Annotated in this window: 15 protein-coding genes; 5 read left to right on the top strand and 10 right to left on the bottom strand. The window is 68.9% G+C overall.

Annotated features, from left to right (window positions below; translation table 11 throughout):
• Nucleotides 1-29 precede the first annotated feature (29 nt).
• The 5 genes from ACIBM5_RS00545 (at nucleotide 30) to ACIBM5_RS00525 (ending at nucleotide 6,446) form a co-directional block, all read left to right on the top strand.
• Nucleotides 30-2,492 carry a beta-glucosidase gene (locus ACIBM5_RS00545; RefSeq protein ID WP_396004674.1) on the top strand — a complete coding sequence of 821 codons (2,463 nt, stop codon included), beginning with the start codon at nucleotides 30-32 and terminating at the stop codon, nucleotides 2,490-2,492.
• A gap of 344 nt (nucleotides 2,493-2,836) precedes the next feature.
• A complete protein-coding gene (locus tag ACIBM5_RS00540; RefSeq protein WP_396004673.1) occupies nucleotides 2,837-3,748 on the top strand; it encodes an SGNH/GDSL hydrolase family protein in 912 nt (303 codons plus the stop codon).
• Between the two features lie 391 nt (nucleotides 3,749-4,139).
• Nucleotides 4,140-4,655 (top strand): MarR family winged helix-turn-helix transcriptional regulator, encoded by a 516-nt coding sequence (locus ACIBM5_RS00535; RefSeq protein WP_396004672.1) that lies wholly within the window; start codon nucleotides 4,140-4,142, stop codon nucleotides 4,653-4,655.
• Entirely contained in the window at nucleotides 4,652-5,407 is a 756-nt protein-coding gene (locus ACIBM5_RS00530) for an SDR family NAD(P)-dependent oxidoreductase (protein ID WP_391581896.1), read from the top strand. Before ACIBM5_RS00535 ends, ACIBM5_RS00530 begins: the two co-directional genes overlap by 4 nt.
• 70 nt (nucleotides 5,408-5,477) lie before the next feature.
• The gene (locus ACIBM5_RS00525; RefSeq protein WP_396004671.1) at nucleotides 5,478-6,446 is read left to right on the top strand and encodes an SDR family NAD(P)-dependent oxidoreductase; all 969 of its coding nucleotides are present in this window, start codon (nucleotides 5,478-5,480) and stop codon (nucleotides 6,444-6,446) included.
• Between the two features lie 192 nt (nucleotides 6,447-6,638).
• Here ACIBM5_RS00525 and ACIBM5_RS00520 read toward each other — a convergent pair whose 3' ends face one another.
• The 10 genes from ACIBM5_RS00520 to ACIBM5_RS00475 form a co-directional block, all read right to left on the bottom strand.
• Complete coding sequence (locus tag ACIBM5_RS00520; RefSeq protein WP_396004670.1) at nucleotides 6,639-8,444, bottom strand: DUF262 domain-containing protein; 1,806 nt, start codon at nucleotides 8,442-8,444, stop codon at nucleotides 6,639-6,641.
• 919 nt (nucleotides 8,445-9,363) lie between these two features.
• Complete coding sequence (locus ACIBM5_RS00515) at nucleotides 9,364-9,792, bottom strand: hypothetical protein (protein ID WP_396004669.1); 429 nt, start codon at nucleotides 9,790-9,792, stop codon at nucleotides 9,364-9,366.
• Nucleotides 9,789-11,357 carry a hypothetical protein gene (locus ACIBM5_RS00510; protein ID WP_396004668.1) on the bottom strand — a complete coding sequence of 523 codons (1,569 nt, stop codon included), beginning with the start codon at nucleotides 11,355-11,357 and terminating at the stop codon, nucleotides 9,789-9,791. Before ACIBM5_RS00510 ends, ACIBM5_RS00515 begins: the two co-directional genes overlap by 4 nt.
• 69 nt (nucleotides 11,358-11,426) lie before the next feature.
• On the bottom strand, nucleotides 11,427-12,584 hold the full coding sequence (locus tag ACIBM5_RS00505; RefSeq protein WP_396004667.1) for an OmpA family protein: 1,158 nt from the start codon (nucleotides 12,582-12,584) through the stop codon (nucleotides 11,427-11,429).
• 116 nt (nucleotides 12,585-12,700) lie between these two features.
• Nucleotides 12,701-13,471 carry a hypothetical protein gene (locus tag ACIBM5_RS00500; RefSeq protein WP_396004666.1) on the bottom strand — a complete coding sequence of 257 codons (771 nt, stop codon included), beginning with the start codon at nucleotides 13,469-13,471 and terminating at the stop codon, nucleotides 12,701-12,703.
• Nucleotides 13,472-13,591: 120 nt separating this feature from the next.
• Nucleotides 13,592-15,919, bottom strand: coding sequence for a hypothetical protein (locus tag ACIBM5_RS00495; protein ID WP_396004665.1), 2,328 nt, complete (start codon nucleotides 15,917-15,919; stop codon nucleotides 13,592-13,594).
• Entirely contained in the window at nucleotides 15,912-16,529 is a 618-nt protein-coding gene (locus ACIBM5_RS00490) for a toll/interleukin-1 receptor domain-containing protein (protein ID WP_396004664.1), read from the bottom strand. Before ACIBM5_RS00490 ends, ACIBM5_RS00495 begins: the two co-directional genes overlap by 8 nt.
• A gap of 195 nt (nucleotides 16,530-16,724) precedes the next feature.
• On the bottom strand, nucleotides 16,725-18,044 hold the full coding sequence (locus ACIBM5_RS00485) for a helix-turn-helix domain-containing protein (RefSeq protein WP_396004663.1): 1,320 nt from the start codon (nucleotides 18,042-18,044) through the stop codon (nucleotides 16,725-16,727).
• Nucleotides 18,045-18,468: 424 nt separating this feature from the next.
• Nucleotides 18,469-19,110, bottom strand: coding sequence for a nucleotidyl transferase AbiEii/AbiGii toxin family protein (locus ACIBM5_RS00480; RefSeq protein ID WP_396004661.1), 642 nt, complete (start codon nucleotides 19,108-19,110; stop codon nucleotides 18,469-18,471).
• Between the two features lie 10 nt (nucleotides 19,111-19,120).
• On the bottom strand, nucleotides 19,121-19,444 hold the full coding sequence (locus ACIBM5_RS00475; RefSeq protein WP_396004660.1) for a hypothetical protein: 324 nt from the start codon (nucleotides 19,442-19,444) through the stop codon (nucleotides 19,121-19,123).
• Between the last annotated feature and the right edge of the window lie 218 nt (nucleotides 19,445-19,662).

Genomic DNA, 19,662 nt, shown 5'->3' with positions numbered 1-19,662 from the left:
GCACCGACACGCAAGCCATGGAGTCGCACATGAACCACCTCATCCCGCCGGACCCGGCCGACGCCCACGACCTGACCGCCCTGCTGGGCCGGCTCACGCTCGAGGACAAGGTGCGCCTGGTCGCCGGCCACGACATGTGGTCGCTGGTCGAACTGCCGCAGATCGGCCTGCGCGCGCTGCGCATGTCCGACGGCCCGGCAGGGGTACGCGGCGTCGGCATGGGCGAGCACGGGACCTCGCTGCTGTTCCCCTCCCCCACCGCGACCGCGGCCACCTGGGATCCGGAGACGGCCGGCCGGGTGGGCCGGCTGATGGGCACCCAGGCGCTGGACCGGGACGTCCACGTCCTCCTGGCACCGACCGTGAACATGCACCGCACCCCGCTGGGCGGGCGGCACTTCGAGTGCTACTCCGAGGACCCGCTGCTCACGTCGCGGATGGCCGTCGCGTTCATCGAGGGCATCCAGTCGACCGGAGTCGCCGCGACGATCAAGCACTTCGTCGCGAACGACTCCGAGGACGAACGCATGTCCTACGACAGCCGCGTGGCCGAGCGCGCGCTGCGCGAGGTCTACCTCGCGCCGTTCGAGGCGGCGGTACGCGAGGCCCGGGTGTGGCTCGTGATGTCGGCGTACAACTCGGTCAACGGCGCGTCGATGACCGAGAATTCCCGGTTGCAGAACGACGTCCTCAAGGACGAGTGGGGCTTCGACGGTGTCGTGGTCTCCGACTGGACGGCGGTCCGCTCCACCGAGCCCGCCGTCGCCGGAGGCACCGACGTCGCCATGCCGGGCCCCACCACGCAGTGGCTCGAACCGCTCGTCGAGGCGGTCCGGGAGGGCCGGGTCGACGAGGCCGTCCTGGACGACAAGGTGTTGCGCATCCTGCGGCTCGCGGCCCGCGTGGGAGTGCTCGACGAGGAGGTCGCGCGGAGCCACACGAGCACGCCGGCCGACGCCAGGGCGCAGCTGCGCGCGGTCGCGGCCCGCGCCATGGTGCTGTTGGAGAACCGTGCCGGGGAACTCCCGCTGGACGCCTCGGCGCTGAGCCGGGTCGCGCTGATCGGCCCGAACGCGGTACGCCTGTCCACCCAGGGCGGCGGCTCGGCGCACGTCAACCCCGAGCACGTCGTCGGGATCCCCGAGGGACTGCGGGCCGCCCTCGGACCCGATGTCGAACTGACGGTACGGTCCGGCGTGTTCACCCACCGGTACCTCCCGGCGCTGCCCCGCGACGCCGTCGTCGACCCGGCCACCGGCGAGCCGGGCGTCGGTCTGGAGTACCGGGCGGCCGACGGCACCGTGCTGGAGACCGCCGTGCGCCTGGACCCGGCCGTGGTCTTCTGGCCGGGCACCTTGGCCGAGGGCACCACCGCGGTGGCGATGCGCACCGCACTCACCCCGGTGGTGACCGGCACCCACCTGATCGACGTCGTCGGCGCCGGCGCGTTCACGCTCACGATCGACGGTGTGGTCCACGAGATCCATTCGACCGCCGAGAGCACCGACATGGGCGCGATGTTGCTGCGGCCGCCGGTGCGACGCCTGGAAATCGACGCGCGGGCCGGCGTGCCCGTCGACATCCAACTGGTCTTCCACAGCGTGGTCGAGACGCTGTTCGGCAAGATCGGCATGGGCTGGGGCGCGCCGCGGCTGTCCGACGACGAGGAGCTCATCGAGGCGATCGCCGACGCCGCCGCGGCCGATGTCGCCATCGTGGTCGTGGGCACCACCGACGACATCGAATCCGAATCCTTCGATCGCAAGAACCTGGCGCTGCCCGGCCGTACGGACGAACTGGTGGCCCGGATCGCCGAGGCGAACCCGAGGACCATCGTCGTCGTCAACGCGGGTGCACCGGTTCTCATGCCGTGGCGCGACCGGGTGGCCGCGGTGCTGTGGGCATGGCTGCCCGGCCAGGAGGGCGGCGCGGCCCTTGCCGACGTCCTCACCGGCGGGGTCGAACCCGGCGGCCGGCTGCCCTCGACGTTCCCGGCCGAGGAGGAGCACGTCCCGCTGCTGTCGACGAAGGTGGTCGACGGCGGCATCGACTACAGCGAGGGTCACACCATCGGCTACCGCCTGTGGGCGCGGCGCGGCACCAAGCCGGCCTACCCCTTCGGCTACGGACTCGGGTACACCGACTGGCGCTACGACGACGTCGCCGTCGAAGGCGACGCCGACGGGGGCCTGACCATCGAGGTCACGCTCACCAACACCGGCATGCGCGCCGGCCGCGAAGTGGTGCAGGTGTACCTGGAACCCGCGGACGGCACGCTGTTCGGTGCCCCCGAACCGCTCCGGCTGATCGGCTTCACCGCCGTGGACCTCCCCGCCGGCGCCACCGAGGTCGTCCGCGTCGACGTCCCACCGCAGACCCTCGGGCGCTGGGACACCGAGGCGAACGCCTGGACCACGGTGCCCGGCACCTACCGCCTGGCCATCGGCAGGCACGCCGCGGACCCGCACCTCATGACCACGATCGCCCTCTGACGCTCCGGGGTGGATGCGGTCGGGGGCCGCCGTCGGGGCGGGCGTCGGGGCGGGCGTCGCGGCACGGGACCTGGGGGCCGTGCCGCGACGGGCGGGTCGTATGCCCGAACGAGTCCGGCAATGGCAATTTCGGCATGCCGTAAATCGTCGAATCATTCCGCGCGGATCATCATGCGGGAAAAGCCCGCAATAACACCCGGAATCAACCGACGAACCCACCGACGAACCCCGGAAGGATTGACCGCCGATTTACTTTCCGCACCTCTGGACATGCCAGTGACTCGGCAGTAGCTTACCGGCCGGTACCACAAAGTTATTTCATTGCAGGACCTTCGGGAGGAATTGTGCTCGCCACGATCCTGAAAAGATCCCCCGTACTACTCGGTACTGCCGCTCTCTTCGCCGCAACAGTCCTGACCGGGCCGGCCACTGCGCAGGGTGCGCCGTCCTACACGAAGTACACCGCGCTCGGCGACTCGTACGCCGCGGGCGCCGGCATACCGGATCTGTCCGGCGGCGCGTGCCTGCGTTCGAACCACAACTTCGGGACCGTCGTCGCGGCCTCGCTCGGCGTGACCGACTACAGCGACGTGACCTGCGCGGGCGCGAAAGTCCTCGACCTGACGGCACCTCAGGTATCCCCGGTGCCACAGTTGCACGCCGTCGACAGCGACACCGACCTGGTGACCCTCGGCATCGGCGGCAACGACCTCAGCGCCTCCCCACTCGGGGTCGTCGAAGTCATCCTCAAATGCATCCTGGTGTCGGGGTCCGACCCGCTCGGCGCTCCGTGCCACAACCAATACGCCGACCGGCACTTCGACTTCGATACCTTGTCGTGGGCGTACGAGAACGACGTCCTCGAAGCCGCCATCACGGCAACCGCGCCGCAACTCGCCTCGGCCCTCCAGGCGATCCACACCAAGGCCCCGGGAGCGAAGATCGTCCTCGTCGGCTATCCGTCGGTCGTTCCGGACAACGAGTGGACGTGCTTCGCACGCCAGCCGCTGGCGATCGGCGACGTCGCGTACCTGCGCGGCATCCTCACCCGCTTGAACGGCATGCTCGCCTCCACGGCAGCCGCGAACGGTACGACGTACGTCGACACGGCCACTCCGACCAAGGGCCACGACGTGTGCTCCGACCAACCGTGGATCGAAGGCCTGATACCGGGTTCACCCACCGTCCCCTTCCACCCGAACGCGGCCGGCGAAAACGCCATGGCCAAGGCGGTACTCGCCGCACTGAGCCACTAGCCGACCCGAATACCGCGGCGCTCGAAGCGGCGTCATGAAAGCGGTTCGAATCCCGTCGCATCCCGTCGCAACGCCGATGCGGAATCAGGTTTCTCGGCCGAGGATATCCGGCTGGGGAACCTGCCGCGCACCGATCCCGGTTTTCGGATTTCGGTTTCTGATTTCGCGTGTCGCGTTTCGATGTGTCGCGTGTCGCGTTTCGGGGGTCGGGGTCGGGGTTCGGGGTTCGGGGCGCCCGTTCGGAAACGGACACCCGAATGTGTTGCATAGCGCCCGCGAGTTCCGTCGGGATCCTTCGCCCCTCCGCTCGCCATCGCCTCGTCGCCGGAAACTCGGATCCCACCACCCGAAGGCCTTGTATACATGTACTGATGCATGCAAAACTGACGCCATGTCAGATGACCGAGCCGTGCACCGGATCGAAGCGTTCGTCGGCCAAGTGGCCGACATGGCGCGGCTACCCGGCTACCGCAACCGGCTGCTGGCGGTCGCCGGCGTCGAGTTGCATCAGTCCGGGTTGTCGATCCTGTCCGTCCTCGAACGCGAAGGCCCCCTCGGCATCAGCGAACTGGGGGTGCGCCTCGGCGTCGACCAATCCACGGCCAGCCGCCAGGTCCGGCCGCTCGAGGCCGCCGGGCTGGTCGCGCGCGATCCGGATCCCGCCGACCGCAGGGCCAGCCTGCTCCGCGTCACCGAGGCAGGATTGCGCCTGCGCGCCCGGGTGCGCGACACATGGCTCGCCGACATCGCCTGGGCGGTCCGCGACTGGGACCCCGCCGAACGCGAGCAACTGGGCGAGCTCCTGGAGCGGTTCGCCGCACGCTGGCGCGAAGCCGCCGCCGGGGCCGGCCTCGATGCCGCACCCCGCATCGACCGCACACCGACCGACGAACAGGTGACCTCGTGACCGACCGATTCGACCTCACCGGCCGCGTGGCCATCGTGACCGGCGGCAGCCGCGGCATCGGCCGCGCCATCGCCCATGCCTACGCCCGCGCCGGTGCCGCGGTCGTGATCGCGAGCCGCAAGGCCGACGCCTGCAAGGCCGTGGCCGAGGAGATCGAGGCGGCCGGCGGGCAAGCCCTGGCCGTCGCCACCCACCTCGGCGAACTCGACCAGCTCCAGGCCCTCGTCGATGCCACCGTGGCGCGCTTCGGGCGTCTCGACATCGTCGTCAACAACGCAGCCAACGAACTCGCCCAGCCCATCGGGCACATCACCCCCGAAGCCTGGGACAAGTCGTTCGCGGTCAACCTGCGCGGCCCGGTCTTCCTGGTCCAGTACGCGCTCCCGTACCTGATCGCCAGTGGCCGCGCATCGGTCGTCAACGTGGTGAGCGCCGCCGTGTTCACGCGCGCGGAAGGCAAGGGCCTGTACGCGGCGGGCAAGTCCGCGCTGGTGGCCTTCACTCGCACGATGGCCGGCGAACTCGCCGTCCACAACATCCGCGTCAACGCGCTGGCACCCGGCACCGTCAAGACCGACATGGTCCTCAAGACGACACCCGACATGCAGGAACGCATGACCAAGGCGGCCCCGCTCAAGCGCATGGCCGACCCCGAGGAGATGACCGGGCCGGCCCTGCTGCTCGCGTCCGACGCGGGCAGCTTCATGACCGGGCAGATCGTCAGCGTCGACGGCGGCCTCACGGTCCACTGAGCCACCGCGTCCCTCGGCACAACCACACACCGACCCACCGGCAGGTCCGCCGACACAGGAAGGGACCGACATGAACTTCGAGAACCGCGTCGCCGTGGTCACCGGCGCCGGAGGCGGGCTCGGCCGCGGCTATGCCCTCGAACTCGCCCGACTCGGCGCCCACGTCCTGGTCAACGACCTCGGCGGCGGCAGCCACGGCGAACCGCCCGCCGACGGCCCGACCGGGGCGGACGGCCTCGGCGCGGACGGCCTCGGCGCGGCCGAGCGGGTGGCTGCCGAGATCCGCGCGGCGGGCGGCATCGCGCACGCCGACACACGCGACATCACCACCGACGCGGCAGGTGTCATCGGCGCCGCGGTGGAGACCTGGGGCCGCGTGGACATCCTCGTCAACAACGCGGGCATCGCGGGCGGCGGGGAGATCAACGCCATCCCTGCCGCCGAGTTCCACCGCATGGTCGACGTGCACTACTGGGGCACCGTCGAGATGATCCGCGCCGCATGGCCGATCATGCGGGCCCGGGGATACGGACGCATCGTCAACTCGTCGTCGACATCGGTCCTGGGCATCCCCCACACCAGCCACTACATCTCGGCCAAGGCCGGCGTCCTCGGTCTGACCCGAGCCCTCGCACAGGACGGCGTGGCCCACGGAATCAAGGTCAACGCGATCATGCCGACCGCGTACACCCGGCTGACCGCCGAGATCCCCGACGACGGACTGCGAACCCTCCTCGAACACTTCTTCAAAGCCGAATACGTCGCGCCGTTCGTCGCCGTGCTCGCGGACGAGAACGCCCCGTGCACCGGCGAGACGTTCACCGTGGGCGCGGGGCGCGCCGCGCGAGTCTTCCTGGGCGTGGCCCCCGGCTACCTCTCCCCCGATCCCGGCAAGGCGACACCCGGCGAATACCTCACCAACTTCGACCGCATCCTCGCGACCGACGACCACCTGGTGGCAACCAGCGCCATGGACGAAGTGGCCCTCTCCGCCAAAATGCTCGGCATCGACGCAGGCACCCCGACCATCGGCACGTAGAACCGGGCTCCCACACTCCCGGTCCTGCTCAAGGGCGGGACGGTCTGCCGCTTCCACGGCGGCAGCGCGCCTCAGGTGCGCGCCGCCGGCGGAACGGTAGGCGGACGACCGGCACCGCCACTGCCGGATGCTCCTGGTTCCCCTCGCCGAGCAATCCCGCCGCGATCAGGTCCGAGATCGGATCCATGTGCCCTACGGCGGCGGCGCGGACGGCGCCGGGTACTCCGGTTGGTACCCGGTCTCCGACAACTTCCTGTACGCGTCTCGCACCACTTCGGACATCAACACCCGCCGTGCCGCAAGGAACTCCGAGTATTCCATTGCCTCCCAGCGCTCCGGAAGCGCATGCCAATAGCGCTGATTCGCCTGGCGCTCCTCCGAGAACCGCTTCGCGGCCACGAATGCCGGCCAGTAGACCGACGGAGCGTTGTCGGAGATGGCCCCATTGTCACTCCACTCGACGAGCGCCATGTTGGCGATCTGGTTCGTCTGCTTGGTGTCGGTGACGCCGAGCCGCTTCAAGTACGCCTTTGGGAACAGGTGGTGCCGCTCGATGGCCCGCCGGGCGAGGATGGCGGGGTCGAGCCGGGCGCGTACCTTGCCAGTCGACAGCAACGCGTCAGCGTCGTGGATGTTCAGTGCGGCCAGGTATGCCAACAGCGTCGGAGAGTTCGCGCCGGACCCGTCGAGGCCGTTCGGCAGCGTGATCCGCCAGAAGTCGCTGGTCAGCGTGTCGTTGACGATCCGATCGAGGGCCGCTACGAACTCGCCCGGGTGCCCGAGGTGTACATCGCGCAACCGGTGCAGGTCTTGTTCGACCTGTGTCTCGAACGACCCCGAGTATCGGCTGGTGATTTGCGCCATGAAAAACCACCGAGCAATGGCTTCACGCAGTTTGTCCAACGGCACCTTGTAGTCGACGCGTCCGATGAGCCACATCACGTAGGTGTAGAGCACCGCGTTGTTCGAGGAGATCATGCGCGCCCCGCGGAAGCCCGCTCGCTCCAGGCACTGTAGGTATTCGTGCCAGTTGGTGAGATCCAGTACCCGCTTCTGCGCGTCCTGGAGCTTCGTGAACTGCACCTCCCGCAGAGCCGGCGACGTCTTCCCGGTCTCCGGGTCGCGTCCTCGAAGGACTGCGTAGACCTGCTTGAGTACCGCCCGGCGCAGGGCAAACGTCGTCGTGACCCGCAGGAGTTGGTCCGGATCGGGATGGATGTGCCAATTGAACGGCGACGACTGCGACAGCACCGGTGTCCTCGCCGCCTGGCAGAAGTCCTCCAGGTTCTTGCGCCCGGCCTCCCAATACACCGACATCAAGGTCAGGATGAAGTCGGCCTGGCTCAGCTTGACACCGTTGCTGTTGATCCGGACGAAGATCTCGGCGACCTCCTCCTCGTCCACCCGCTCCGCCAGTTCGACGACCTTGAAGAGGTACTTCTCCAGGTTGTAGAGGTCGTCGAACGTCGTATCGAGGCGATCCTCCTCCGGCTCGTCGAGGTCGCGCTTCTGGCTCAGCCGCTTGAGGAATCCGCGCACTGCGGCCTTCCGGTTCCCCGGTTGCCACAACGTGCTTACGTCGGGCAGGTACTCGGGGTCGTTGTCCGTCGCAGCGTCTGCCACCGTGAACGTCGCGTCGGTCGGCCGGAACGCGATTCGGATGGGCCCGGTGGTGAAGTCCTTGCGGAGCACAGCCGCTCCCTTGAGGACGGCGTACAGCGCGGTCAGGCGCTGCTGACCGTCCACGATGAGGTAGCGCGCAACGCGCTTCTTCTCGTCCGCGCCGATCTGCCGCGCACCCTGCTCGGCCCCGGTGCTCCAGAACAACAGAGACCCGACGGGGAATCCCTTGTACATCGAGTCGAGTAGGTCGCGGACCTGGGCCGGGCTCCACACGAAGGGCCGCTGGAGTTCCGGTAGGGCGATCTCGCCGAGTTCGATGTCCTCGACGAGCCGGGACACGGAGATCGAGGTGTCGCTGTAGAGGGCGTGAGCCATGAGGTGAGGGTCCCCCGGTCGAGTCGGTGTGTTGGGGAGGCTACTGCGTGAAGTCGGGTGGGCCACCTGCGAGGTGCCCATTCGAGATCTTTTCTCACGATTTCTGCCCCGCAGTGCGTCCGGCTCAGTGGATGCCTTCGTAGGAGAGGCGGCAGACGACCAGGGTCTTCCCATGACACCTGGCCATCATCCGAGTCGCGTCGATCTGCTCGGCGACCGGCGCCGCCGTTGTTTTGCGAGCGGATCAGGGCTCGTGCAAGGCCCCCGCTCATCGACGCTGGATATGTCTGCCGACGACACCAACGCGGATCCAGGTGCGCCGGCCGCTCTCATGACGCGGCGCGGATGGAGGGCACATTCCATACGCAGTAAGCGCTCGCGCCCATAAGGCGGACAGCGTGCCGGCTGCTCCACGACGCTGACTGGAGAGTGCGGGCGGCATAGGGGGTGTCGCTGTGCGGAGACCGTCGCGGGCGGCGAGTGGACATCGTCGAGGCGCCATCCGTCCGACGCCTGCGCACGTTCGGCCGGTCATCCGGCTGCTGCGCGAACCCGTGGGCTCAGTCGGGCGGAGCCGAACCCGGCACGTGGGTGCAGTGCTCCATATACACCGTGGAATCGGTGGAGTCGAGCCGTAGGAGCCGGATGAGGGGTTCATCGTTGGGGCCTCATCTGGGGACCGTTGTCGGGTACTTCGATAAGTGCGACGGCGTCGACCGTCTCAGGAAGGGCCAAGTGCAGCGCAGCGGGTGGCAGGCCGGCGCTGGCTGGGGAACTCCGTGTACCACGCTGGGGATGACGCGTTGTCCCAGTCGAACCCGCCGAAACTGCGGTCGCCTTCCGTGGCAAACACGTCGAACCCGCCGGCCGGGCCGGCGCCGGGCGCGCGTTCGTACCGCCGGCGATGTCGAGGACCCGGTTAGCCGCTCCGGGCCAGGATTGCCAGGACCGCGGTGTCGACGACGGTGAGGGTTCCGTAGCACAGGAGCATGGTGCGAGAGAGGGCGACGGTGCGCCATGGAACAGGGATGCCGTATTGGTCGGCGTCCATCGTGAAGAAGGGAACAGCCGCAGGGGTCGCCGTCACCGCCCTTTCGTAGAGGGAGCGGAAGCGCCTTTCCTGGCCGAGGTAGTAGCTGTCGAGCAGCCAGAAGCCGATGGTCGTCAGCAGTGCGACCACCGCCGCGGTCCAATCGGATCCGTGCGGCGCGATGGTGACCAGGGCTCCGTTGAGCGTCATGGCCCAGCCCTTGATCAGGAACGAGTTCGTGTTGAAGCGGCCTATGGCGCTCTGGAGGAGCTCCAGGTGCTTGTCCCGCCTTTCGTGGTGGGCGGGGGTCGTCGTCATGTGTCCGCCCGGCCCTTCGCAATCGGCCCTCGGTCGGGTGTCGGCCGCGATATCCGGTGGCGGGTGCGCCGCGGTGCGGGCTCGGTTTCCGGGTCGGATACGCCAGGGGGTTTCGGGGTCTGCATGGGATCGGGTGGTGCCGGTTCCGAGACGGGTGCGTCTCCCCCGCCCGGACCGGGGACGGGGTCGGGATGGGGATCGGGGTCGGGGTCATCGGACACCGGTGTGGGGTCGGCGTCCGGTTCCGCCTCCCATTGGGCGTTGAGCAGGGCGGCGGCCTTCTCCAGGCGCGTGCGCAGGCCTTCCGGATGCTCGTCCTTCAGGATCTCGCGGGCATGGTCGAGGAGTTCGAGTCGGATGTACGGTGGCCTGGTGGGCGCGCCGTCCGTCTCGGACGCGCCGTGGAGATTCTCCGGGTGCGGCCACGCGGATCGGTCGAGCGGGAAGACGAAGGCGCCCGCGACGCCGGTCCTGGCCCGCTCCTCGACCAGTCCGATGCACACGTCCTCGACGGTGCGGCAGGCGACATCCTCCGTCACGGCCACGGCCGCCCGCAGTTCGGACCATGTGACGACGTGCCGGGTCAGGTCCTTGCGGGCGACCCGGAGCAGACGATCGGCGCTGCGCGCGGCCTCGGCCGCGCGGGACGCGTCGTCCTCGGCCCGGTCGGCGTACGGGTTGTGGGCAAGCACCTTGACGGCGACCGTGGCGGCGTTGAGCAGCAGCAGGAGCACGATCACGGCCGGCCTGTTCTGCAGGTCGAAGCCGGCGTCCGCGGCAGCTTGGTCCGCCCTGATGTTCGCCCACACGCCGAACATCACGCAGATGCCCACGACGAGCAGCGTGGGTCCGACTAGGCCCGGCCAGGGCAGGTCTCCGGGCTCGCGCCGTTCCACGGGCCGCCGGAAACCGAAGCGGTGGCGCAGGATGGCCGGGAGTCCGGACCGCCGCCGCTCGCCGGCGCGCGCCTTGCGGGTGCGCGCTCGGAACAGCGCTTCCGCAAACACGGTTCCGGCGGCCAACAGGCAGATGCTCGCGCCGAGTCCGGGCAGGCACGCCAACCAGTACCCGATCGTGCGTTTGTTGCCGCCTTCGCCGTTCAGGAAGCTCCGGATGACGCTGCCGATGAACATCGCGTCGAAGACGACACCCGCGACGAGCACGGGCCACAACAGCACGCGCCACAGGGTCGGCGGGCGCCGCAGGTCCTCGGGGCCGTCGTCGGCGTGCAACCGTTCCGCCGCCAGGCTGCGCACGCGGGACTTGCGGACCGAACGTATCGCGGCGAATCGTTCCACGGTCTCGATGCCGCCCTCGACGCGCCGGGCGGACTCGTCGACGGCGGCGCACGCGCGGACGAGGCCACGCTGATCCTGGGCGAGTCCCGTGTTGGCTGCCGCGAAAGCGGCCATGAGCGCGGCCTGTTCGCGACTCTCGACACGGTCGACCGGCTTGGATCGGCGGTGTCCGTCGTCGGCGCCGTTCGTCGAGAATGTGTCACACGGGCAGGGAACCGCAGCCTGGTAGGCGGCGGCCGACGCCGCCGAGCGGCCGTTGATGCTCATGATCGTCGTCCCATCCCCCTGGGTTATGTCGCCTGGCTGCTCTGCAACGTCCGTTGCCGGACGGCACGTTCATTCGATGACGACCACGTCGACGCGGCGCCGGCACTGGAGTTCCCGGTCCGCGGCGTTCGTCGATCCGGTGTTCGGGGCCTCGGCAATCGGCTGAGGGCAGTCGTCGGCGACGCCGTGGCCGTACGCGGTCACGTTGTTGGTCATGCCGAGTTCGCCGAGGACCGCCTTGACGGCATCGGCCCTGTCCTGCGAAAGTTGCTGGTTGTTCCCGGGGTCCCCGCGTGGGTCGACGTATCCGTGGACCTGCACCTCGGCGCCGGGCACACTGCGCACCCGCACCGCGATGTCTTCGAGTTGCGGCCTGGCCTGCCGGAGTACGGTCGGGGAGCCGGGAGCGAACAGCGCAACCTGGGAAAGCGGGTACGTGGTGCGCCGGTTCTGTCCGAATCGCACGACCGGATCCGCCGGGGGCGTGACCGATGCCGTCGGGGCCTTCGACTCGTTCGTCAGGGGCGTGTCCGGCGCGACGCAGTCGCCTTCCACGGCGGGTGTCGGGTGCGCGTCCGTACACAACCTCAGCCACAGGCGCTTCAGCCACGCGGATTGTGCGGCGGTGGGTGTTGGTTGGCCTTCCGCGGGCTGTCCGAGGCCCACCAGGACGGTTCGTACCGACGCGAGTGTCCGTTCGGTGATCTCCTGCCGTTCGAGGCAGACCCGAGAGACGGCGTCGATCTCGCTGTCCTCGCGGAATCCCGCCGGGCGCAGGTCGGCGCACCCGCTGGTGGTCAGACCGTCGGTGAGCACGATGAGTCGGCGACCCGCGCCGGCGTCCGCGAATCCGGTGCCGCCCGCGCGCAGAGCCGCGAGGACGTCGGTGCCGCCTTGCCGGGGTACGGATTCCCGGGTTTCGGTGATGGTTGCGGTGAGGCAATCAAGGGCCTGCTGCCTGCGGTTGTTCCGGTTGGTGCCGTTGGCTATGCCCTTCGCCCAGTCGGTCGTCATGCCTTGTCTGATCCAGGCGATGTCCGAGGATCCGCCGAACGCCCCGACCGCAACAATGTCCTTGTCTGCGACAACGCGCGTGACGAGGTCGGTGAGCGCTCGGCCGCCGTCGCGTCCGGGTGTCGTGGGCGAGGTTCCGCGCAGCGATGCCGACGTGTCCACGAGAATCACGGTTCGACCCTGGCCGTTCGCCGCGCCGACGTCCCGGCTCATCCAGCCGCACCGTTGGGAATCGTGCGGCTGCGCGCACGACGTGATGCCCGCGGCCAGGAGTGCGAGTACGAGCAATCGCGAACACCGTCCTCGGACGCGACCGGTGCGGCCTCTCGTCATGATGTCGCCCCCGCGACGCCGTTCACGGACGCGGACGCAGGCTCGTCGCTCGGCGGGAAGATCATCGCGTACGGGGACAATCCCATCTGTACGCAGAATCCGCTCAATGCCTTGTCGTACGCGTTGGCGTATTCGAACAGGCCGATGCGCTCATGGTTGCCGACCGCGGTCTTGAGGAACTCGGCGAGTACGAGTGTGCCACTGCCGCGCGCGTCCCGCAGTGCGCCCGTCGCGGCGGCGAAGTCCCTGTCCACCAGCGTGGCGACGAACGGTACGAGGAACTGACGTTGCGCCGGCCCGAGTCCGCCCGACATCTCCAGCCTGGCGATCACCTGCATCCATTCCTCGACAAGCGCCTCCGTCTGCGCGGCCCTGAGCAGTGCGTTGCCGTGTTCACTCCTCATGCTCACTTCGCTCAGGACGAAGGGGCGCATGTGGTCGCGCAGCGAGGGATCGATGCGTACGCGCACCGAGGGGCGGCAACTGATCAGGCCCTCGTCGTCGGTGTAGCACCAGCCGTCACCCAGTTCCCGGTTGATCTGCGTCTCGACACCGCCAGGGTCGCCGGCCTCGCAGCCGCGGGTCACGGTCCACGCGCGCCGCAGGACTTCGACCAAGGCGGCCTCCTGCAAGAGGCCGGCGCGCTCGCGCAGCGTCGCGGAACTCATCTCGGTGCTGCTCCAGCGCACGTGCGGCAGCAGGTGGAACTCGAACACGTCGCCGCGTGCGACGCACGGCAACGGTTCGCCATCAAATGGCAGTTCCACGATCGCCGGGGACTGAAAAGCGGTTGCGGTAACCGGTGCCGATGGCGGATCCGTGACCGGGTGACTGTCGTTCCACCAGTCGCGCAGTCGGGCGAGAAGGCCTCTCCTGGAGGACATGCGTTATCTCCCTTCTCCGGTCCCCGTTGCCAGGGACCGCTGAACACGGCGGAGGGTGTGCGAATCGGGGTGGCGGATGCGCCAAAGTCCGAGGTGGAACATCGAACGGCCGGTCAGCTCCGCGCCCAGGAAGCGGGGGGCGAGGTCCACGTACAGCTGCGCGAGGTCGTCGTTGCCGTCGGCGTCCGCGAGCCAGCGCTCCAGGAGGTGCCAGGCTCGGGCCGAGGTCTCCTGCTCGCTCAGCGCGTGGCGCCAGAAGTTCGTCAGTAGCTCGCGCTGCCCGGTCTGTTTCAGCGCGAGTTCGGCCAGGGCGGGTCGACCGCGCCGGTCGGGGGTTCTGGTGTAGCGGCCGAACGCCAGCATGGCGCGTACCGCATGCCGCGGCAGGTGTGCGTCCTTCGACGTGATCCAGGTGTCGAGGTCCGCGAGCACTTCGTCGACGCGGCCGTTGAGCAGCAGGTATGCCGTCGAGAAGGCGACCGAGGTCCTGGCGGACAATCCCGGCATCCGGCCGAGACGGCCGAGTTCGCGCAAGGTGAGCTGAACATCTCGCATTCCCAAGCCCGTTCCGTAGGTGCGGGCCGCGGCGTCCTGCAACCTGGTGTCCGGGCTGCGCGCCCAGTCCTTGACGAGGGTGGTCACACGGACGGCCGACGTGTCGTCCTCGGCGGCAATCTCCATCGCGAGTGCGGCGCACTGCCGGTAGGCACCGGAGGAGTGGCGGGCCCAGAGCCCGACCATCTCGCGGTAGACGAATCCGAAGTCGCGGCGCATGAGCAGGCCGGCGAGGTGGGCAACGCGCACGCGGATCCGCTCGAAATCCAGACTCCTTTGTTCGACGCCGATCAGGAGGTCGAGCCAGGCGAGCAACGGCTGTCGCAGGCTGGGGAATTCGTGCCAGGCGACTTCTAGCACGGCGTGCAGGAGTTCTTCGTGCACGAGCAGGGCGCGACGCGGGTTGTCGTCCGGTTCGACTCCCGCGAGAGATTCGGAGGCGCGCATCTCGCGGGGTATGAGCCGGTTGAGGTCCCGCTCGAACACGTGGTTGACGGGGGCGGTTTCGCGTACCTCGAAGTACGGCAGGACGGTGCGGCCGAGCAGGTCGCCGGCTTCGATGGCGTCCGACAGCGGGTGGCCGTGGAAGAGCGCGTACGCGATGCGCAAGGCCTGCCGGTGCGGGTCGTCGAGGATGGGGTCGCCTTCGCGTGCCTCGTCGGGGCCGAGGAGCTTCCTGGCGAGTGCGGGCAGGTGGTCGCGCCAGCGACCGATGATGCGGGCCTCTCCGTCGGCGTCCGCGCCGTGGATGTTCTCGGCCAGGAGACGGGCCAGGTGCACGACGCGTTCGACGGATCGGGCCATGTCGAGGGCATGTTGGATCTGTGCGCCTTCGAGCACACGGGTGACGTACGCGCGGGTGGTCGCGGGGTCGCACCGTTCGTGTGTCCCCTCCTGCGGGACGCAATCGGCGATGTGCGACGTGAGTTGCGCGTGCAGGTGTACCGCGAGCACGGCCCTGCGGTCGGCGCCGGCGTGCTCGAACACGTGGGGCGTGGGCGGGTCGCTGGGGAACGTCTCGGGTCCGCCGATCAGGACGAGGAACTTGCCGGCGGAACGCGCGAGTTGCGCGAGGGTGTCGAGGGCCTGGGCCGTGACGGGGTGGGGGCCGACGTCCAGCAGGTAGCCGTCGTATTTCGAGGCGTTCGCGAGCAGCTCGTCGGCTTGGTCGCACACGGCCCGTACAAGGTCCGGTCCCTCGCGGTGGAGGGTGCCGAGAGCATATCGGTGGCAGTGCTTCACGAGCAGGACCGCCGCCGTCGCGCGTCGACCGCTGCCGACGCGCCCGGCGAGTGCCACGATGTGGACCTCCTCCAGGTGTGCGGCCATCCGTCCGTGGTCGGCGACGGGCTCGTACAGGTCGATCACGGCGTCGTCGGTGAAAGGGATGACCCGGACCTCGGTGAGGGCTTCTCCGTCGCCGTTGGCGAACACGTTCTCGACGTAGAAGGCCGTGCCGTTCGTGCCGGAACTGAACGCGGCGCGCTTGATCTTCTGAAGCCCGTGCCGCTCGTGCGCGTCCTGGCTCTCGGCGAAGTCGGCGGGCCGCTCGACCCTGCGTCGCGTGGGCGACCCGGTGCCGGCGGCCTCGGGTCGGACGGGCGGAGCGTCGGCCGCGGGGGCGGCGGGTCCCTGAGGTGCGGCGGGCGTCTCGGTGCCGGCCCGTTCGTCGTTCGGCGGGCCTTCCTCACTCGCCTCTCGTGGTGTGCCCGCGGTGTCGACGCCTTCCTCGCCACCGGGGGTTTCGGCGCCCTCCGGGCCGGCCTGCTCAGTCATCGCGGTTCTTCTTCCGCCTCGGGGCGGGATTCTCCACGTACGAGGCCTTCGGCCCCACGGCGCTGCGGGTGAACGTGCCGCCGTAGTTCCCTCCGCCTCGATCGTCCGGGGGGCCGCCTCCGGTCTTTTCCTGGGTCGTTTCGGGGGCGGGCGGAATGTGGCGCGCCACCTCTTCGACGAGCCAGTCGAGATCGCGATGCATATAGGGGGTGCGCAGCACGATCTGCTGTCGACTCGAGAGGTCCGAGATATCCGGCGGGAGATCGCCGACGGCGGGCAGTCGGGCGTTGTCCAGCAATACCGGGATGACGACTTTTCGCCAGCTCAGCGCGCAGCGGATCTCTTCGAGCACGTAGTCGCCGTCGACGTCGATCCTGCGCCTGCCGTCCGGGGTTTCGATGTCGAGCCACCTCCCGCCGATCAGCACCAGGAGCACCGTGCTGTTCTCCAGCCTGCGGCGGAGCTCCGGCGGGAAGTCGGTCCCGGAGGTCATACTGCGGCGGTCTCGGAATACGTTGTCGTCACCGAAGAATCGGCGCAGCTTGTCGTCGACGTGCGAGGCGGTGGCGTCACCGTCTCCGGTTCGATAATTGATGAATACGCCGGGCATGAGGAATCGACTCTCGCTTCCGTTTTTTGAGATTCCGCCTTGCGACACCGACCGGTTCCTCGGCGCGGCGGGCGATGCGTTGGAAAAGGGGCTCGGGAAAGCCGGAGAGGTGAGCGTTTCAGTATTCGAGTGGCGGGTCAACGAGTTTCCTGCGCCCTGTTCTCCGGGAAACGGAACACTCGCTCGGATAACCGATTACGTGTTCGACTGGGGGTGGTATCCGCCGACACGCATCGCGGCGGCGATCCGCGAGACCGTGAGCCGGGCGACCTCGTCGCGCGGCCAACGACCGAGGGTGTGGTTCAGCCGGTGCAGGTCGGCGCGGACGGTGGCGGAGTCCACGATCGTGACCGACGACGTGACCATGTCGGCGATCGCGCAGGCCCGTTCCAGTTCTCCGGAGCGTGCAAGGGCCACTGCAAGGCGTGCGCCGCACCGCGCCCTGGCTCGCAGCGCCTGCGGGGGGATCGCGTCGAGCCCACCCTCCAGTGCACGCACCGCGGCGGCGTCACGCCCCAGGTCGTGCAGGCACCAGCCGGACACGAAGGCCGCGTTGCGCGCCAAGTAGACGCTGCCCAGGGCCGGTTCGCCTCCGGCATCACCCGCGGCGAGCGCCTGGGCCATCAACTCCCGAGAGCGTTCCAGGGCCGCCATGCAGGCCCGGTCGTCGCGCAACAGGGCGTGGCCCTGCGCCTCCCGCTGCGCGGCGAGGCCGCGGATGCGCGGACTGTGCGAGCGGGCGGCGGCCCCGCGGGCCAGCTCCAGGAGCGAGTACGCGTCGCCCCGGTACAAGGCGACCTCCGCCCTTCTGATGAGGGTGTACACGGCCAGTTCCGTGTCACCGGCGGCCTCGGCCAGCGTTGCGGCCTGGTCCGTCCACCACAGCGAAGCCACGTCGTTGCCGGCTTCCTGGGTCATCCAGCCGGTGTACTCGGCGAAGCGGGCCGCCAGCGCGAGGGTCGCGTCGCGGTCCGCGCCGCGTGTCGATCGCGCGATGCCCCGCAGAGCGTTGGTCGCGGCGACGACGAGTTGGGCGACCACCGCGGGCCCGAGCAACTGCCCGAGCGCGCGATATTCGTCGAGCAGGTGATGGAAATGCGGCAGGGAGAGTCCGCACCGGCCACCGGGATATGCGACGGGCGGGCCTTTCCAGATCATCACCGCGGGTTTGACGAGGGAGGATTCCCGCGGCCCGTCGTCGAGCGCGATGAACTCGTTGCCGCCGTCCGGGGAGAGGTGCAACGTCCATGGCACGGCCCACGAGGACGTGATGTCGGGCGGCGCCGGCTCGGCGGGTAGTTTCGGCGCGATCAATCGACTCAGTTCACCGTGCGCATTCAGAGCCGCATCGCACACATGAGCGAGTTCCGGGCTGGGATTCTTCAATCCTCGCTCGACCTTGCTTATATGACTTTGTGAGAAGTTGATCGTTTCTGCAAAGGATCTGAGAGATAACCGCGCCTCGGACCTTCGGCGGCGCAGTTCGTCTCCGAATCGCGCCGATGTCCATCCCACCACACACCCCCGCCGACTACCGCCTGGGACCCGGCGTGCGACCTGCCCGTCTTCGCCCGCGTACTGTCGGATAGACAGATTACACACGAGCGGACTTCCCAGTGCCGAAAAGCGGAAGTGACAAAGTGCGTTCCGGTCGGCAGAGCCGGTGGACGCGCCGCAAAGGGTGGCGCTCCGCCATGGCGGGCGATGAGGATCGGGTGTGGTTTTCGAATCCGCTCGGTTTCGATTCCGCAGGATCGCTTCAAAATTCGACGGCGTGATCGTCGAAGGCCCCTATGCGGGCCGCCTGCTCGACCCGGGCCGGGCTGCGGAGCGCACCCGGGCGCAGCGTCGACTTCTGTGGGTCGCCACCACCCGCGCACGCGCCTTGGTCCTTTTCGTCCGCCCGACAAGCAGCCAAGGACCTCCGACACCCATCAGGTCACGCGTCGGTGATGCGGGCGGCCCACTTCTTCAGCCGATCACGCATGTGGGTGCTCTGTTTCTCGTTCACTCCGTACACCGCGTATTCGCGGTCCGGCCAGCGATCGACGGCTTGGAGGGCCAGGGCGAAGTAGGCGCGGTCGAAGCCGGGGTCGTGTTCTTCGGCGGGTTCGAGCAGGCGATTCGGGGTGTAGCAACCGGAGTTGAGGGCCGCGTCGACGTCCAGGCAGTCGCGTGGGGCGGCTCGGCCGAACAGTGTGGTGACCTTGTTGGCGACCGCGTCGTCGGGGTGCAGGACGGGGCCGATGTCAAGTCGTACCGGCGGGTGGGATCGCCAGTCGCAGCCCATCTCGACCTTGGCCGCGCGTCCCGTATCGTCGATCACCGCGAAGCGGGCGAAGACTTCCCCGAGGGGTTCGACGTCGACCGTGAAGCCGTCGGCCCGGTAGGCAGCGGTCACGCGATCGACTGCTCCGGCGAACGCCGTGGGGTCGGTGATGTCGGTGAACAGGTCGACGTCGTCCGAGATGCGTTCGAGGAAGCCGTGGGCCTGGAGCGCGTAGCCGCCCGCCAGGGCGAAGCCATAGGAGGCTGCGGCGGCGAGGCCGACGCGGGCGAGCCTGGCGCGCAGGGGATACATGGCCGGAATGCTATGCGGCGACGGGGACCAGGTCCGGAAACCTCGACTCCCACATCACCCGCAGGCGACGCGGCAACCACAGCCGCGGCCACACCCGCGCCAGCAGATCCCCGTTCACGTGACGACCGAGTTCCTCGGCATGCAGCGCCTCACGCAGCACCGTCTCGTACAGCAGACGCACATCGGCGTCGTCCGCCAGATCGTACGACTGCTTCGGGGTCCAATCCAAGGATGTGGGCAACGCGAGGACACCCTCGGCCGGGCCGGCCAACTCCGCGAAGGTGTCCGGCACGGCATACGGCCGGACATCCGCGTACCGCACACGAGGGTCCATCCCTCCAGTATGCCAACGGGCGCCCGAGAGACCCTGCGGATCCTCCGGTGCGTCCGGATGCTCGGCGGGCGGGTTCTCGGCAGATATCCGCAGATATCTCCACGGCAGTTGTTTGCCGGGAAATCGGGAACGCGGAATTCGATCGATGTTTTGCTGCGGCTCCACGCGGCCTGTGAATTCTGGTGCCGATCGCCGGCGGACTCGGCCGGCCGGCCGGG

The sequence above is a fragment of the Embleya sp. NPDC050493 genome (assembly GCF_044458105.1).
Taxonomy (GTDB): Bacteria; Actinomycetota; Actinomycetes; order Streptomycetales; family Streptomycetaceae; genus Embleya.
The sequence above is the reverse complement of the archived record's forward strand: the minus strand, read 5'-3'. Positions and strand labels throughout refer to the sequence as shown.

Excerpts from the sequence above, each read along its gene's own strand:
- ACIBM5_RS00510 (WP_396004668.1), bottom strand. The coding sequence starts at position 11,357 with ATGAGCATCAACGGCCGCTCGGCGGCGTCGGCCGCCGCCTACCAGGCT.
- ACIBM5_RS00525 (WP_396004671.1), top strand. The coding sequence starts at position 5,478 with ATGAACTTCGAGAACCGCGTCGCCGTGGTCACCGGCGCCGGAGGCGGG.
- ACIBM5_RS00495 (WP_396004665.1), bottom strand. The coding sequence starts at position 15,919 with ATGACTGAGCAGGCCGGCCCGGAGGGCGCCGAAACCCCCGGTGGCGAG.
- ACIBM5_RS00480 (WP_396004661.1), bottom strand. The coding sequence starts at position 19,110 with ATGTATCCCCTGCGCGCCAGGCTCGCCCGCGTCGGCCTCGCCGCCGCA.
- ACIBM5_RS00505 (WP_396004667.1), bottom strand. The coding sequence starts at position 12,584 with ATGAGCCGGGACGTCGGCGCGGCGAACGGCCAGGGTCGAACCGTGATT.
- ACIBM5_RS00545 (WP_396004674.1), top strand. The coding sequence starts at position 30 with ATGAACCACCTCATCCCGCCGGACCCGGCCGACGCCCACGACCTGACC.
- ACIBM5_RS00535 (WP_396004672.1), top strand. The coding sequence starts at position 4,140 with ATGTCAGATGACCGAGCCGTGCACCGGATCGAAGCGTTCGTCGGCCAA.
- ACIBM5_RS00490 (WP_396004664.1), bottom strand. The coding sequence starts at position 16,529 with ATGCCCGGCGTATTCATCAATTATCGAACCGGAGACGGTGACGCCACC.
- ACIBM5_RS00520 (WP_396004670.1), bottom strand. The coding sequence starts at position 8,444 with ATGGCTCACGCCCTCTACAGCGACACCTCGATCTCCGTGTCCCGGCTC.
- ACIBM5_RS00515 (WP_396004669.1), bottom strand. The coding sequence starts at position 9,792 with ATGACGACGACCCCCGCCCACCACGAAAGGCGGGACAAGCACCTGGAG.
- ACIBM5_RS00475 (WP_396004660.1), bottom strand. The coding sequence starts at position 19,444 with ATGGACCCTCGTGTGCGGTACGCGGATGTCCGGCCGTATGCCGTGCCG.